Here is a 14,331-nt window from a genome sequence, read left to right as displayed (position 1 = left end):
TCAGTCTTTCGCGCGCGCCAGTTCGGACGGCCACCAAATACGTTTCCCGATGTCGTGAGAGAGTGCCGGCACCAGGACGCTGCGCACGATGATCGTATCGAGCAGCACGCCGAAGGCCACGGCAAATCCGATCTCGGCGAGGAAGACCAGTGGCAGGATGCCCAGTACGGCAAATGTTGCGGCCAAGACGATTCCGGCTGACGTGATCACACCGCCCGTCACCGCAAGACCGCGCAGTACACCTGCACGGGTGCCGAATTCTCCGGTCTCCTCCCGGACTCTGGTCATCAGGAAGATGTTGTAGTCGATACCCAGCGCGACGAGGAAGACGAAGGCGAACAGCGGGAACGATTGATCCGCCCCGGCGAACCCGAATACGTGTGTGAAGAAGAATCCGCTCACACCGAGGGTCGCCGCGAATGAAAGCACCACGGTGACAATGAGAATCACCGGGATCAGCAGAGCGCGGAGCAAAGCGGCCAGAACCAGGAAGATCACCACCAGCACGATCGGGATGATCAGGTTTCTGTCGCGGACCGAGGCCGCCTGGACATCAAGGGTGGTGGCCGTGCTGCCGCCGACGAGCGCGTCGGCGCCGGGCACGTCGTGGACGGCAGTCCGCAGTCGCTTGACAGTTTCGAGTGCCTGCGGCGAATCGTAAGAGTCGGCGAGGGTTGCATTGATCATGGTTCGGCCGTCGATCGGTGCAACGGTGAAAGCCGCAGGGGCGCAACCCGCAGCGGCGGCTTGTGCGACGGCAGCGGGGTTGGTCTTGATCAACTCGCTGACCTTTGCGACGTCCACCTGGGTGCAGACGGCGCCGGGATCCTGCGAGATACCTTCGACGCCGCTGGCTGCTTTGATGACGGCGTCGGCCTGGTCGGCGTTTGCGGTGATCACGGCCGGTGCGCCGGCTCCGGGATCGAACTTCGAGTCGTAGAGTTCTTGTCCGACAACAGCGTCGGGACGATTGGTGAAGCTTTCGGTGGATGTCAGGCCATCGGTTTTGAGACTGCCGATCCCGGCCGCGAACAGGATGATCAACAACACTGTGGCGCCGATCCACAGTGGGCGGTCCTTGCTACCGACGGCCTCGGCGATCTTGCCCCACATCCCGTGCGTCGTAAGGTCTGCGGCGTGATCGACCTTGGGCTTGCGCGGCCAGAAGACCCACCGTCCGGTGGCGGCCAGAGCGACCGGCATGAACGTCATCATCACCAGGTAGGTGCAGGCGATGCCGATGGCGGCGACGGGTCCGAGGCTCTTGTTGGAGTTGAGTTGAGAGAACGTCAGGCAAAGCAGACCGAGAATCACGGTGACAGCCGAAGCGGTGATGGCCGGCGCAGACTCGCGCCAGGCCTTGATCATCGCGTCGAAGCGGTTGGAATACGTGTGCAATTCTTCGCGATAGCGAGAGATCAAGAGTAGGGCGTAGTCGGTACCGGCACCGATCACCAACACGAAAAGGATGCCTTGAGATTGTCCGGTCAGAGTGAGTAATTCGGCTTTCGCGAGGAAATAGATCACCATCGACGACAAGCCGATGGCGAGGAGCGCGGAGAACAACGGGAAGAACCACAACACCGGCGATCGGTACACGACAAGCAGGATGAGGATCACGACCAGGAGTGCCGCGCCAAGGAGCGCTCCGTCCAGACCGGCAAAGGCGTCGATGAACGCAACGAGTAGCCCACCTGGCCCGGCTGGGAGTACCTCGACATCACCAGCTGCTTGTTTTGCTGCGTCGATGACGTTCTGCTCGGTGCTCGCCAGGACATCGCCTGCCACGGATGTGTCTCCGTCCTTGGCGACGAGTGGCACGAAGATCGACGCAGTTGTGCCGTCGGCGGAGTACTGAGTGGGCTGCATACCGTCGGCGTCTACTCCGGAGATGCCGGCAATGGCGCCGTAGGCCGAGTTGATTGCAGATTTGTCCGCCTCGGTGAGGGCCGAATCTCGATGGAACAGAACAAAACCAGGGATCGTCTCGACCGCGAGGAAGTTCGCGGATTGATTGCTGACGATCGTCGATTCGGCGGAACTCGGGAGGTACGAGGCGTTGTCGTTCTTCTGAACCTCGGCGAGTTTGCCTTGGAACGAACCGCCGAATCCGCCTGCGACGAAGGCAAAGATTGCAAGCGCGATCACGGTGAAGATCGGCAGTCGACGGCGTTTGACCGTTCCGCGCTCGTTCCGTTCTGCATCAGTTGTATCCAGCTTGGTCATGGTTCTCCTCGAACGCAGTCGACCAGCACCAACAAAGCAACGTTTTCCAGTAGAACACGCAATACGGGCGCGGTGGAACCACTTGGAGTGGAATTGACGACGCTACGAAGTGCCTTTGCCGTAAGTCTCGTGGGCTGCGACGTCCATGGGAAAACGAACGACTGTGTCGCCGAACAACAATCGAGTTGCCGAAGCCGCGGCGGCCAGCACGTGGGCGGCACCTGACTCGGGGTTTCGGGTATGCACGACCACTTCGTCGTGCTGGAAGAAGACCAACTCGCCGTCCGGATCTTCGGCGAGGCGTCGCCTGAGGTCGGCGAGCAGGCACAACGCCCACTCGGACGCAGTGGCCTGAACGACGAAGTTTCGCGTGAAACGACCGCGGGCATGAGCGTCGCCGTGAGAGTAGAAGTCGGGAGACGGTGGGGGACAGGCGCGGCCGAGCAGTGACTTCACCACCTCGCCGCGCTCACCTGCCTTGGCAGCTTGCTCGACGTACTCGACGGCGACCGGGAATCGCTTCCGCAACAAGATGAGCAGTGCTTTGGCTTCACCCGCCGTCGCCCCGTACAGGACTCCGAGGATTGCGACCTTGGCTTTTGCGCGATCCCCGCCGAAGGCTTCGGCACCGACAAGTGCGTACAGGTCGTCGTCCCCGGCGGCGGCCATCATGCGGCGGTCGCCGGACATGGCGGCCAGAATTCGGGGCTCGAGCTGACCGGCGTCGGCGACGACGAACACGTGGCCCGGATCGGCGACGACGCTCGAGCGCATTGTCTTCGGAATCTGGAGGGCCCCGCCGCCTCGACTCGCCCACCTGCCGGACACGACACCACCGGGAACGTAGATCGGACGGAATCGATCTCCCCGCACCCAACTGTCCATCCACTGCCAACCGTTGGTGCTGTACAGCTTGGCGAGTTCGCGATGACGAAGGAGTAGCGGCACAGCCGGATGATCGATCTCCTGCAGAAACCACTTGCGTGTCGACGGAAGTTCGATGCCCTGACGCCCGAACGCCTCGGTGATCTCCACCGAAGACGAAGGATTGACGGTGCGCCCGAAGACCTCACTGATCTGTGCGGCAAGTTCCTGCATACGAGCGGGGAGGTCGTATCCCGTCGGCCGCGGCCCCAGCCGTTCTTCGAGGAGTTCGCGATGCTTCTGCGTCGAGAACGGAAGGCCCGTGTGCGTCATCTCGGCGGCGCTGAGAGCGCCGGCCGATTCTGCTGCGATCAACAAGTCCAGTCGAGCGTCCGCGCCGATGGTTGCGCGCTGCTCGGCGAATTCGGTGACGACGGCGAGGGGATCGAGAACGGGTGCAGTGTCGAAGAGTCCGAGTCGATCGTCGTCGAACTCCTCGGCGGGCGGTGACGGTTTGCCGGCGCGCATTCCGAGTATCGCGCGGGTCAGGGAGATGTCGTGGCACCGCTGAACCCGTACGCCTGCCCGCAGTAGAGGTGGGTACACGGTCGCCGTACTCGGCCACACCCACCGCGGGTGCTCGGCTTCCTCGATGGTGCTTACCGCTGCGATCAGGTCGGGGTATTCGACGGGATCGGCGAGCGGCGTTCCAGCGGGATCGGTCCGTAGGACAGTTGCCGTCACAGCTCCCGTGGACGTTGTACTACCGGGGACCAGGACAACTCGCACGACATCAGTGTGACGGCTGGGTCCGACACGCCATCGCTCGGCGTGCTCAGGCCCCGACGAACTGGATGTGCTGACCCGGGCGGGCTTGGCCGAGTCGGTCGATATCTGCGTCCGCGACCACTCCCACCACCGGATAGCCGCCGGTGATGGGGTGATCGGCGAGGAACACGACAGGTTGGCCGCTGGGTGGGACCTGGATCGATCCGAGCGCCACGCCTTCGGTGGGCAGTTCGGTGTCGTCGGTTCGTCGAAGCAGTTCGTCGGCGCCGACGCGATCGAGGCGTGCACCGATACGGTCCGAGTTGGTCGAAACCGCCCATCGGCCCTGCACGAGTGTTTCGGGGTTGGTGAATCGATCTGCACGAGGACCGAACACGACTCGAATGTCGAGAGTCTCGTTTGTCATCGGTGGCACCGGTGCGAGGTCGACGAGTGAGAACGCGGTTGGCGATGGCCCGATCGGGAGAAAAACACCAGGCTCGAGAGGCGCCGGACCGATCCCGGACATCGTGTCGGTGCTGCGCGATCCCAGGATCTCGGGAACCACAATGCCGCCTCGGACGGTCAGATACGTCCGCAGTCCACTCGGTGCGTAGTCCAGGCGGACGGTCTGCCCAGCCCGCAGATCGATCACGCTCGAATGCCCGACCGGAATGCCGTCGCGGTAGGCCTGTGCAGGCGCACCGGTGAACGCGATCGTTGTCGGTTGCTGCGCCCGAAGACTCAGCCCACCCAGGAGGACCTCGACACCGGCTGCGCCCTCGTTGTTGCCGACGAGCCGATTGCCAAGCCTGAGAGATCGCCTGTCTGCCGCACCGGAAACCCCGACACCCGAGCGAAGATGACCTATCCGTCCGAGGTCCTGGATCAGGCTCAGCGGCCCGGTGTCGAGTATCTCCAGACTGTTCATCGTTGTTCCTCGTTCACGAAGCGCACGCGTCTGCCGGGCTGAACGGTGGCCGGTGGTGTGGCGTTCAGATCCCACATCACGGCATCGGTGCTCCCGATGATCTGCCAGCCACCCGGTGATGCACGCGGGTAGACCGCGCTGTATCCAGCGGCCAGGGCGACGGAACCGGCAGGCACAGCGGTTCGTGATTGCGTTCGACGCGGAACGTCGAGCCGAGTGTCGCCTGAAGTCAGGTAGGCGAAGCCGGGTGCGAATCCGATGAAGGCGCAACGCCACATTGCCCCGGTGTGGGCCGCAACCACCTCGGATCGGCTCATACCAAGTGACTGTGCGACGTCGTCGAGGTCGGGCCCGTCGTACCTGACGGCGATGGTGAGTGCATCCGTCTCGAAATGCTCGTCTGTGGTCGCGGCAGAATCGGTCTGCTCGAGATCGTTCAAGCGCTTCCGGACGTACGTGAGATCTGCCGCCGGGGTGCACGTGACCAGGACCGTGCGAGCTGCGGGGAGGAAGTCTTCGACCCCGACCGGGGTGTTACGCGTCAGTGCTTCGGTGAACGCTAGAACGCCAGCTTCGGAATCGAAGTCCACGAGCAATGCGCGTTCTCCCGCGGGAAGTATGCGAGTCACCGGGAGGGCTCCCTATCGACTCGAGTCCGCTCCACGTCCGCTCGCATCGCGGCGATGAAACTCGCGATGGTGGCTCGCTCTGTGGCGGTAAAATTGCCGAGGGTGCTCACCGCCCGTGAAATGAGTGGGCCGAAGTAACTCTCGCCCAGAGTGACCGCCGATGGTGTGACCTGCAAGAGCACCCGCCTGCGGTCTGCTGAGTCTCGCTCCCGAGCTACGTGGCCCGCTTTGACCATCCGGTCGACGAGCGCGGTCACCGACGCCGAGTTGATACCCAGCTGTGCGCCGAGCCAGCCTGGTGTCGCCGGTGCGTCCGAGCGCTCGGCATCGAGAAGGCAGATCAACGCGCGCACGTCGGTGGAGTGCATTTTGTACTTGTTCGCAAAGCCGGAAACCGCCACGTTCAAGTCGACGGTAAGTGCGCGAAGCGAGTGGACGATCGCCATCGCTTCGTCTTCTGCATCGCCGACGCTCAAGGATGCCTCCAGCCCTGGTGTGTTGTCTCTTGATTGTCTACTATCTCGATAATCGAGAGAAATGGGGGTGGGGGATGGACTTCAATCGCGCATACGACGCTGTACTGACCAAATGGCCGCAGAAACCGCTGGGTGTGGATCTCGCGGGGCGGTTCGGTAACACGCATGTGAACGTCTGTGGGCATGCAGACTCGCGGCCGTTGATCCTTCTGTCCGGGGGAGGTGCCACTTCGACGGTGTGGTTCGACAATGTTGCGACGCTGTCGAAATCCCGGCGTGTCTTTGCTGTCGACACCATGGGCGATGCCGGGCGGAGCGTTCCGAATGGTGATCCGATGAAGTCCGTCGACGATCTGATCGAGTGGATGGACTCGATAGTCGATTGCACCGGGGCCGGCACCGTTGATGTGATCGGACATTCCTATGGCGCAATGATTGCGTTGGCCTTTGCGCTGCATCGACCGAATCGTGTCGGGAAACTTGTTCTGCTCGATCCTAATTCGAGTTTCTCCGGCATGAAGGCGGGCTACCTTCTGCGTGCGCTTCCGCTGTTGCTCTCCCCGTCGCGAGCGCGCCGACGGCGACTGTTGGATTGGGAGACAGGTGAGTTGAGTATCGACTCCGACTGGCTGTCTCTTGTGGAAGTGGGCACTTCGGATCTACCGCGACCCGATCTCGTAGTGCCTCGACGTCCTTCGAAGGAGGCCTTGAGCGCACTGGATGTCGAGTTGCTGGTGGTCCTCGCACAAGACGGACGGGTGCATGATGCGGAAACCGTGTCGAAGTCAGTGCGGGAGAGGGTTCCCGCAGCGCGTGTCGAGGTGCTGAAAGCTTCTTCGCATCACAGCATTCCGATGGTTCCCGCCGATGAAATCAACCGGGTGCTCGTCGACTTCTTGGAGGGCTAGCGGATCAGGGTGCGACGACGCACCCCGGACCGATCGGTGTCGCCGGATTGACATCGACCGTTGTGACCGGCCCGCCCGCGGACGTCTGGTAGGCCATCAGAGAGTGTTCGCCCGGTGCAGTCGGAGTCCACAGCGTGACGGCGTGGCCGAGTACGACCGGCAAGGTGAAGTAGGGATTGACGGTGTCCCAGATCAGTTCCTGCGGGAACATGGTCGACGCCCGGTTCATGTCGACAATCGAGACGTTCGGCTCGTTCAACGCTGCTGTCCTGGCAACCACCAGATACGTGCAGCCCGCTCCGTACGGCGTCGTCGGTCCGCTGCTGAGACCCGGAAGGATCGTGACGTCGACTACGTCCGCGGAAGCTGACGTCGCGGAACAGATGGCTGCGCCCGCGCAGAGGGCGGCGGCGATCACGGAAGTGCGAGCGATACGTGAAAGTGTCATACCAGCAGGTCGGTTTTATCTGGGTGGGTGTTACAGGCAGACTGACCGGATGCGCGCACTTCACGTTCTGCTGGCCGGCTTCGGCTTCCTGCTGGGGTTCCTGATTATTGTTGTCTCCGGCCTGATCGAGTGGGCGTCCTTCGCCTCCCGAACCGATTTCGCCTTCGTCGGTGACTCCGCCGTGTCGGTTGGTGTTTCCAACGAGGCGATCTACACCGCCGTCGCTGCTCCACTGGTGGGTGCACTGTTGGGCTGGGTGTCAGCTGTCATCGCGACGAGGTTCGGGTGGAGCCTCACTCGTGGGGGTGCCACGCCGGCAAGCGAGTGACCAGGCAGCGGACCCGCTTGCTGGTCCGTGGGTTATGAGGAAAGGCCCCGACCTCCATCGAGGTCAGGGCCTTCCTTTGCGCCGAGCTACTTCTGTGTCGAACTACTTCTGTGTCGAACTACTTCTTCGAGACGCGGAGCAGCTTCTTGTTGACGAACTCGTCCATTCCCCACGGACCCAGCTCGCGGCCGACTCCGGAGCGCTTGACTCCGCCGAAGGGCAGACCGGGCAACGTCGTTCCGTGCTCGTTGACGAACGCCATTCCCACGTCGAGATCTGCGGCGACCGACCGGGCGGAATCGAGATCGCTGCTCCAGACGGATCCGCTCAGACCGTAGACCGACGAATTGGCAAGTTCCACAGCCTCGCTGGCCGACTTGACCTTGTAGACGACTCCGGCAGGTCCGAACAGTTCTTCGCTGTAGGCCCGCATGTCCGGTGTCACGTCTGCGAGCAATGTCGGTTGAACGTAGGCGCCCGGGCCGTCGATCTTCTTTCCACCGGTCAGCAGCGTGGCACCCTTGGACACAGCGTCGTCGATCTGCTCGATCAGAGTGTCTGCCGCGCTCTGCGAAGAGAGCGGACCCAAGACTGTGGATTCGTCCAACGGGTCACCGGCAGTGACGGATTCGAAGGACGTCGCCAACTTGTTGGTGAAGTCGTCGTAGAAATCTTCGGTGACGATGAAACGCTTGGCCGCGTTGCAGGCCTGGCCGGCATTGGACAGACGTGCCTTGGTTGCGGACTTGACGGTGGCATCCATGTCGTCGGAATCGAGGACGATGAACACGTCTGATCCGCCGAGTTCGAGGACGACCTTCTTGAGATTGCGTCCGGCAGTTTCGGCGACGCTGGTTCCGGCGCGTTCGCTGCCGGTCAGTGACACACCTTGAACTCGGGGATCGGCGATCATGTCCGCGATCTGCTCGTTGGTCGCGAAGACGTTGACGTAGGCGTCGTCCGGCAATCCGGCTTGTCGCAGAATCTCTTCCATCAGCAGCGCCGACTGCGGACAGTTCGATGCGTGCTTGAGAATGATCGTGTTACCGAGCATCAGATTCGGTGCCGCGAAGCGGGCGACTTGGTAGTACGGGAAGTTCCACGGCATGACGCCGATGAGAGCGCCGATCGGTCGCCGGTACACAACCGACTCCTCGGCCCCGGGAACGTCGAGTCGTTCTTCCTCGAGCAGTGCCGGACCGTGGTCTGCATACCACTGATAGATCGCGGCCGAGAGTTGTACTTCGCCCTTGGCCTCGCGGACCGGCTTACCCATCTCCAAGGAGATCATTCGGGCCAGTTCGTCTGCGCGCTCTGTGTACAGTTCGGCGGTCTTGCTCAGGACTGCCGCACGCTGCTGTGGCGCACTGTTGCGCCAGGTCAAGTAGCCGCGATGCGTGTTCGCAAGTGCGGCTTCAACTCCGGCGTCATCCAAAGTATCGAATTCCCTGACGGTTTCACCTGTCGCGGGATTGACTGTTTTGTAATTAGCCATAGTTGTACAACGTGCGGAAGGGGCTCGAAGATTCCCGAAACGCGCAATCACATTGAATCGGCTCAACAGGTTTCGATCAAATCCCGGCTGGGTACCATGTCACGCCACCTTGGGACGATGGGTGCGCTCGTAGCCCTTGCGGTCGTAGAAACGGGTGGTCACGATGCCGAGTACGACGCCGATCAGTAGCCCCACCAACGTCATCCAGACGGCATGCAGCAGGCCTGCCTCACCGCGTGCGCCGAAGAACAGGATCGATCGCGTGCCCATGTAGATCTGGTGCATCGGCTCGAATTGCGCCAGCCAGGCATACAACCTGGGGCTGGCTTCGAGGGGGATGGTGCCACCGGACGAGGGCAGCGCGAGAATGACGAACACGAACAGGTTGATCAACATGCCCAACGAGCCGAACGCGGCCATCACCGACATCGCCGTGATGCCCACCGCTGTGATGACCAGCGCGCCGTACTCCCACAATGCAAGCCCGTGAGTGACCGGCATTCCGAGGGCGCGACTGATCCACTGGAACAACGCGGAGACTATGCCGGACAACACGATCATGAATGCCCATTTGACGAGCAGCGTTCGAAACCTGTTGATACCCACAACGTCGTTCTGAACGAAGAGTGGACCGAATTCGGTAGGCGCGTATCCGAGCATGCCGTCCACCAAGGAATTGACCACGGTTGCTCCGGTGAATCCCGCAAGGACCAACAGCAGCGCGAAATAGAATGCCACCAAACCGAATCCGGTTCCGTCGGGAGGCGGATCGTGGGCAACCGTGAGTACGTTCACCGGGTTTTCGAGCAGCAGGCGGCTCGCTCCGGAGATCTGGGTTCCGGTGCCTCCCGCTTCCAACTGCGCGGTGACAAGGGCGGTGAGTTGCTCGCCCATGTTCTTGTTGACCGAGGCGAGGGCTGTGGTTCCGATCGACTGGACCAGCGATGCCGAGACGGAACCGGCGCGAGGATTGGTGTAGATCGTGATGATCGGTTGCTCTACGTCACCGGCGACGACGCTGGCCTCCGCCAGGATGATCGTCCTCTTCGTGAAATCACTGGGAATCACGATCGCGCCGTACAGCGTGCCGGAGTTCAACCGCGATTGGGCTTCGGCGATACCGATCTGCTGCAGGTCGATCTTCTGGTGGTCGATTCCGCTTTCGAGGCCGGCGACGATGTCGTTTCCGAAATTCTTGCGGTCGGCGGGGTCGCCGCCGGGGAGGGCGTCGCCCTCGTCCTGGTTGACCAGGGCGATCGGGAACTGGTCCAGGTGTTTCTTGGGGTCGAGTATTCCGCCCATGTACAGCGCTGCCAGCGCCGACATCAAGAGGGTGACCACTATCAATGGTGTCAACCAGAATCGTGGTGTGTGCATGACGGTGCGGGCAGACGGCTCCGTGTTCTTGCTCATCGTCAGTCGACCGGCTTTCGTTCGCGCGGAGTTCCTCGGGCTGAGCGTAAACGCAAAGGTGCGCCGGGGCAGTCTTTCGATCTGCCCGCGGCGCTGGAGACCTGTCCGGTCGGCGACAGGCCGGATTGCCGGCAGTCTCATCCGAAAAGGCTGAGAACGGATCGGTAGGGTATGGCCCGCGGCAACCCTGCCGAGACGATTTCGGAGAAACCGTTGACCAACGTGCTGATAGTTGTCCTGATACTCGTAGTGATCGCTGCCGTCGTGTTTGTGGTCCTGCGTGGACGCCAGGGCAAGCCGAATGCTCGCGTCGACCCGCTCGCCGACTATCCCGAGGTGTACGACCCCCACAAGATCGGGGTCGGCGACATCATCACGTACGCGGGTATCGACCATGTTGTTCGAGGGACCATCACGCTCGACGAAGAGGGGTACATCTGGCGTGAGCACCTTCTCGACGGTTCGACCGGTCGTCGTTGGTTGACGGTCGAGGACGACGAGGGCGAATTGGAGATGACTCTCTGGATGCGTCGAGAAGGAACCAACCTGGTCCCGAACGGCGACGTCATTCTCGACGACAAGGTTCACCGCAAGATCGAAAGTGGAACGGCGAAGTTCACGGCCGAGGGTACGACGGGTACGGCCCCTTCCGGCTCGATGGAATACGCGGACTATGCGACCGCAGACAAGACCGGCCTGATTGCATTCGAGAAGTGGGCGCGCGGACAGTCGTGGGAGGTTTCCACGGGACGGGCGGTCACTCGCAGCGAACTCACTGTCATCCACTCGGGCCCCCCGGAATGAGCCTGTATCTACTCGACGTGGAGCCGACCGACGTGGATGCCTCGGCACTGGGGTTGGTACTGGGAGCTCCTGCGCCACCGACCCTCGCCGAGTTGGTGATCGGAACTTCCGACGCGACGCTGACACTCGGAGTGCTCGGGGCTTCGCACGTGGTGACGGCCTGGGCGTCGGGAAAGGAACTGACCGAGCAGGTTTCGTGCGATGCTCTTGCCGCCGGCGGTGAACCCTTGCCGGCAGTGGAGTCCACGGAAAACTACCGGTTCGAGTCTTCCTCGCTGATCCTGGACCGAGTCGAATTCGATTCGGAAGCTGCATCGTTGAGAGAGTCCGCCGGCCAGGACGGTTGGATCTGCGGATCCTTTCCCGGCGACGACACAGCGTTGACCGCGTTGTGTGGCGTGCGAGACCGCCAGGGGTGGAGTTGGCAGAGTTGGCATTTGTACCCGGGGGAGGGGACAGGAGTGATCGTGAAGACACGCAGCAGGTGGCAGCCGTGAGGGGGCGTACGTGGTTGGCTCCGGTGATGCTGGCGGCCGCAATTGTCTTGTCGGCGTGCGGTGGTGGAGCCAAAGACTTCATCGCGGACAACTATTCCAAGACGTCCCAGGATGGCGACGTCGTGTTGTACTCGTCGAAAGATCCAGTGGGCACGACCGTCTCACGGATTGTCGACGCGGACGAACCAGCGGCGCGAAGTGCTGACGGCGGCAACGAATACCTGCGCTACGACGACGACATCGTCACTGTCAGTTCGGCTTCGAGCGGCGGCAGCACAATCAAGGTAGAGGACATCGACGGCACGTATCGCAGCGGCGGATACGCGTACCTGGGACCGGGTTTCAACCCGGGATCCCCGGCGGGCGGAAGCAGCGGCAGCGGCGGTTCGGGTAGTGCCAAATGACGGTAATGCTCAATGAGAAGGAGAACGGCGTGACGAACATCTTTGCATCCACTTCCGTCGAGATCGGGACGGTGGATCCGGCATTGCTCGTCGGTGGCGTTCTCGGCACCCTCGTCTACTTCGTCGTCGGTGCAGCGGTTCTGGCGACGGGATTCCTGGTCCTCGACCTCATGACACCCGGAAATCTCCGCCATCAGGTTTACGTCGACAAGAATCCGAACGCCGCGATTCTGTTGGCCTCCAATCATCTTGCGCTGGCGATCATCGTGGTGACGGCAATCCTGACCAGTTCGGACGGCTTTGCTCAGGGACTCGCCGACTCCGCGGTGTACGGACTGTTCGCGATCGTGTTGCAAGCGATCGCGCTGCGATTGATGAACGCATTCCTTCCCGGCAAGTTGGTTGCGCTGGTGCAGGATCCGAAGATGTGTGGCGCCGCGTGGGCTGTGGGTGTGAGCTTGCTGTCCATCGGTTTGGTGAACGCCGCAGCGCTCACCTGATGGTTGCCGCTGATCCCGATGTGACAGTTGACGAGCGTTCGACGATGCTCGGCCCGCGCGCACGCGTCCTTCTCCTTGCGGCGGTTGCGGCGTGCGCTGCGTGTGGCCTGATCTACGAGCTGGCCCTGTTGACACTCAGCGTGAGTCTGACCGGCGGCGGCATCACCCAGACGTCGTTGATCGTCGCGGGATTTGTTGCGGCTCTGGGTATCGGAGCGCTGGCCGCCAAACCTCTGCTGGGACACGCTGCCGCTTCGTTCGTGACGGTCGAGATACTGCTCGGGCTGATCGGCGGATTCAGTGCCGTCACGCTGTACGTGACCTTCACGTTCTTCGGTTCCAGCGCAGCAGTTCTGGTGGCGGCGACCGCGCTGATCGGCATCCTCGTCGGTGCCGAAGTGCCTCTGCTGATGACGCTCTTGCAGTCCGGTCGCAGCGACAACGACGCACAGAGCACCGGAAAGGTACTGGCCAACCTCAATGCCGCCGACTACCTCGGCGCATTGATCGGTGGTCTGCTGTGGCCGTTCGTACTGTTGCCGTGGGCGGGAATGATTCGCGGTGCCGCACTCACCGGCATGATCAATCTCGTGGCTGCGGCAGTGGTCGCGCTGATACTCCTTCGGTGGCAGCTCAGCCTGCGCGCACGATCGATCGCCGTCGTCGCAATGCTGTTGGCAGCAAGTTTGATCGGATGGTTGCTGATCGCAGCGTCGGACATCGAGACCACATCGAGGCAGCGGCTCTACACCGATCCCGTGGTGGCCGCCGAGCGATCGGTGTACCAGGAAATCGTCGTTACCGAGCGGGGGAACGACGTGCGCCTGTTCCTCGACGGAGACCTGCAGTTCTCCAGTGTCGACGAGCATCGGTACACGGAGTCGCTGGTGTATCCGGCCCTGGTGAACGACCCCCGGCGCGTGCTGATTCTGGGCGGCGGCGACGGCCTCGCTGCACGGGAAGTGCTGCGAATGAACAGCGTCGAGCAGATCGTTCAAGTGGAACTCGATCCGGCAGTCATCGAGTTGGCCAACACGCGTCTTCGTGATCTGAACGCGGGAGCGCTCGAGGATCCACGGGTGGACGTCGTACTCGATGATGCGTTTCGGTGGCTGCGAGAGCGTCCGGAACCGGGTTTCGATGCGGTGATCGTCGACCTCCCGGATCCCGACACCCCCGCACTCGGCCGCTTGTATTCGATGGAGTTCTACGGACTTGCCGCTGCCGCGATGAATCCGGGCGGGCTGATGGTCGTCCAGTCCGGCAGTCCGTACTCGACACCGGATGCGTACTGGAGAACGGTGTCGACGGTATCGGCTGTCGGACTGAGTGTCTCGCCCTACCACGTTTTCGTGCCGAGCTTCGGTGACTGGGGATATGTGCTCGCGCAAGCGGGATCCACTCCACCCGACCTTCGTCTGCCCGCTGATGTGCCGGAACTACGGTTCCTCGACGAGCCGACGCTGGCGTCGGCCTCGGTGTTTCCTCGCGATCGCCCGAGGCGGGAGTTGGAACCCTCGACGCTCGACCGGCCACGCATCGTCGACGATATGCGCAAGGGCTACGAACGCTGAACTCCCGACCGAGTAGCTTGAATCGAGACTCTCGGCCACGACGGAGGTACGGATGACTGTTCGGAT

General features: G+C 62.2%; 15 protein-coding genes. 7 read left to right on the top strand and 8 right to left on the bottom strand.

What is annotated here, in order from left to right; translation table 11 throughout:
• From ATN38_RS08340 to ATN38_RS08320, 5 genes are all read right to left on the bottom strand, one after another.
• Positions 1-2,226 (bottom strand): MMPL family transporter, encoded by a 2,226-nt coding sequence (locus ATN38_RS08340; protein WP_218747800.1) that lies wholly within the window; start codon positions 2,224-2,226, stop codon positions 1-3.
• Positions 2,227-2,328: 102 nt separating this feature from the next.
• Positions 2,329-3,879 (bottom strand): bifunctional 3'-5' exonuclease/DNA polymerase, encoded by a 1,551-nt coding sequence (locus tag ATN38_RS08335; protein WP_218747798.1) that lies wholly within the window; start codon positions 3,877-3,879, stop codon positions 2,329-2,331.
• A gap of 46 nt (positions 3,880-3,925) precedes the next feature.
• Positions 3,926-4,789, bottom strand: coding sequence for a biotin-dependent carboxyltransferase family protein (locus ATN38_RS08330; RefSeq protein WP_218747796.1), 864 nt, complete (start codon positions 4,787-4,789; stop codon positions 3,926-3,928).
• Entirely contained in the window at positions 4,786-5,418 is a 633-nt protein-coding gene (locus tag ATN38_RS08325; RefSeq protein ID WP_003940006.1) for an allophanate hydrolase subunit 1, read from the bottom strand. The genes ATN38_RS08330 and ATN38_RS08325 overlap by 4 nt, the downstream gene beginning before the upstream one ends.
• Positions 5,415-5,894 carry a MarR family winged helix-turn-helix transcriptional regulator gene (locus ATN38_RS08320; RefSeq protein WP_054188402.1) on the bottom strand — a complete coding sequence of 160 codons (480 nt, stop codon included), beginning with the start codon at positions 5,892-5,894 and terminating at the stop codon, positions 5,415-5,417. Before ATN38_RS08320 ends, ATN38_RS08325 begins: the two co-directional genes overlap by 4 nt.
• A gap of 74 nt (positions 5,895-5,968) precedes the next feature.
• Here ATN38_RS08320 and ATN38_RS08315 point away from each other — a divergent pair, with 74 nt between their 5' ends.
• A complete protein-coding gene (locus ATN38_RS08315) occupies positions 5,969-6,802 on the top strand; it encodes an alpha/beta fold hydrolase (protein WP_050654598.1) in 834 nt (277 codons plus the stop codon).
• A gap of 4 nt (positions 6,803-6,806) precedes the next feature.
• Here ATN38_RS08315 and ATN38_RS08310 read toward each other — a convergent pair whose 3' ends face one another.
• Complete coding sequence (locus ATN38_RS08310) at positions 6,807-7,250, bottom strand: hypothetical protein (RefSeq protein WP_064074241.1); 444 nt, start codon at positions 7,248-7,250, stop codon at positions 6,807-6,809.
• 49 nt (positions 7,251-7,299) lie between these two features.
• Here ATN38_RS08310 and ATN38_RS08305 point away from each other — a divergent pair, with 49 nt between their 5' ends.
• The gene (locus tag ATN38_RS08305) at positions 7,300-7,578 is read left to right on the top strand and encodes a hypothetical protein (RefSeq protein ID WP_003939940.1); all 279 of its coding nucleotides are present in this window, start codon (positions 7,300-7,302) and stop codon (positions 7,576-7,578) included.
• Between the two features lie 118 nt (positions 7,579-7,696).
• Here the strand turns inward: ATN38_RS08305 and ATN38_RS08300 are convergent, their stop codons facing one another.
• Positions 7,697-9,073, bottom strand: a complete 1,377-nt coding sequence (locus tag ATN38_RS08300; protein WP_039973099.1) for an NAD-dependent succinate-semialdehyde dehydrogenase — start codon at positions 9,071-9,073, stop codon at positions 7,697-7,699.
• Between the two features lie 99 nt (positions 9,074-9,172).
• Positions 9,173-10,486, bottom strand: a complete 1,314-nt coding sequence (locus ATN38_RS08295; protein WP_218747795.1) for a YhgE/Pip domain-containing protein — start codon at positions 10,484-10,486, stop codon at positions 9,173-9,175.
• Between the two features lie 171 nt (positions 10,487-10,657).
• Between ATN38_RS08295 and ATN38_RS08290 the strand changes: the two genes are divergently transcribed.
• The 5 genes from ATN38_RS08290 to ATN38_RS08270 are packed head-to-tail and all read left to right on the top strand — an operon-like array spanning position 10,658 to position 14,265.
• Positions 10,658-11,290, top strand: coding sequence for a DUF4178 domain-containing protein (locus ATN38_RS08290; protein ID WP_050654601.1), 633 nt, complete (start codon positions 10,658-10,660; stop codon positions 11,288-11,290).
• Positions 11,287-11,787 (top strand): DUF2617 family protein, encoded by a 501-nt coding sequence (locus ATN38_RS08285; protein WP_218747794.1) that lies wholly within the window; start codon positions 11,287-11,289, stop codon positions 11,785-11,787. Before ATN38_RS08290 ends, ATN38_RS08285 begins: the two co-directional genes overlap by 4 nt.
• Positions 11,775-12,191: a DUF4247 domain-containing protein gene (locus tag ATN38_RS08280; RefSeq protein WP_007729562.1), complete on the top strand. Its 417-nt coding sequence runs from the start codon at positions 11,775-11,777 to the stop codon at positions 12,189-12,191. The genes ATN38_RS08285 and ATN38_RS08280 overlap by 13 nt, the downstream gene beginning before the upstream one ends.
• Positions 12,188-12,691: a DUF350 domain-containing protein gene (locus tag ATN38_RS08275; RefSeq protein WP_256931592.1), complete on the top strand. Its 504-nt coding sequence runs from the start codon at positions 12,188-12,190 to the stop codon at positions 12,689-12,691. The genes ATN38_RS08280 and ATN38_RS08275 overlap by 4 nt, the downstream gene beginning before the upstream one ends.
• Positions 12,691-14,265 (top strand): polyamine aminopropyltransferase, encoded by a 1,575-nt coding sequence (locus ATN38_RS08270; protein WP_218747792.1) that lies wholly within the window; start codon positions 12,691-12,693, stop codon positions 14,263-14,265. The genes ATN38_RS08275 and ATN38_RS08270 overlap by 1 nt, the downstream gene beginning before the upstream one ends.
• Positions 14,266-14,331 lie beyond the last annotated feature (66 nt).

The sequence above is a fragment of the Rhodococcus sp. FH8 genome, from assembly GCF_019266085.1.
GTDB classification, from domain to species: domain Bacteria; phylum Actinomycetota; class Actinomycetes; order Mycobacteriales; family Mycobacteriaceae; genus Rhodococcus_F; species Rhodococcus_F qingshengii.
The sequence above is the reverse complement of the archived record's forward strand: the minus strand, read 5'-3'. Positions and strand labels throughout refer to the sequence as shown.

What these genes read in the sequence shown, in the direction of transcription:
- ATN38_RS08340 (WP_218747800.1), bottom strand. Translation starts at nt 2,226, where the DNA reads ATGACCAAGCTGGATACAACTGATGCAGAACGGAACGAGCGCGGAACG.
- ATN38_RS08330 (WP_218747796.1), bottom strand. Translation starts at nt 4,789, where the DNA reads ATGAACAGTCTGGAGATACTCGACACCGGGCCGCTGAGCCTGATCCAG.
- ATN38_RS08315 (WP_050654598.1), top strand. Translation starts at nt 5,969, where the DNA reads ATGGACTTCAATCGCGCATACGACGCTGTACTGACCAAATGGCCGCAG.
- ATN38_RS08310 (WP_064074241.1), bottom strand. Translation starts at nt 7,250, where the DNA reads ATGACACTTTCACGTATCGCTCGCACTTCCGTGATCGCCGCCGCCCTC.
- ATN38_RS08305 (WP_003939940.1), top strand. Translation starts at nt 7,300, where the DNA reads ATGCGCGCACTTCACGTTCTGCTGGCCGGCTTCGGCTTCCTGCTGGGG.
- ATN38_RS08300 (WP_039973099.1), bottom strand. Translation starts at nt 9,073, where the DNA reads ATGGCTAATTACAAAACAGTCAATCCCGCGACAGGTGAAACCGTCAGG.
- ATN38_RS08295 (WP_218747795.1), bottom strand. Translation starts at nt 10,486, where the DNA reads ATGAGCAAGAACACGGAGCCGTCTGCCCGCACCGTCATGCACACACCA.
- ATN38_RS08290 (WP_050654601.1), top strand. Translation starts at nt 10,658, where the DNA reads ATGGCCCGCGGCAACCCTGCCGAGACGATTTCGGAGAAACCGTTGACC.
- ATN38_RS08285 (WP_218747794.1), top strand. Translation starts at nt 11,287, where the DNA reads ATGAGCCTGTATCTACTCGACGTGGAGCCGACCGACGTGGATGCCTCG.
- ATN38_RS08275 (WP_256931592.1), top strand. Translation starts at nt 12,188, where the DNA reads ATGACGGTAATGCTCAATGAGAAGGAGAACGGCGTGACGAACATCTTT.
- ATN38_RS08270 (WP_218747792.1), top strand. Translation starts at nt 12,691, where the DNA reads ATGGTTGCCGCTGATCCCGATGTGACAGTTGACGAGCGTTCGACGATG.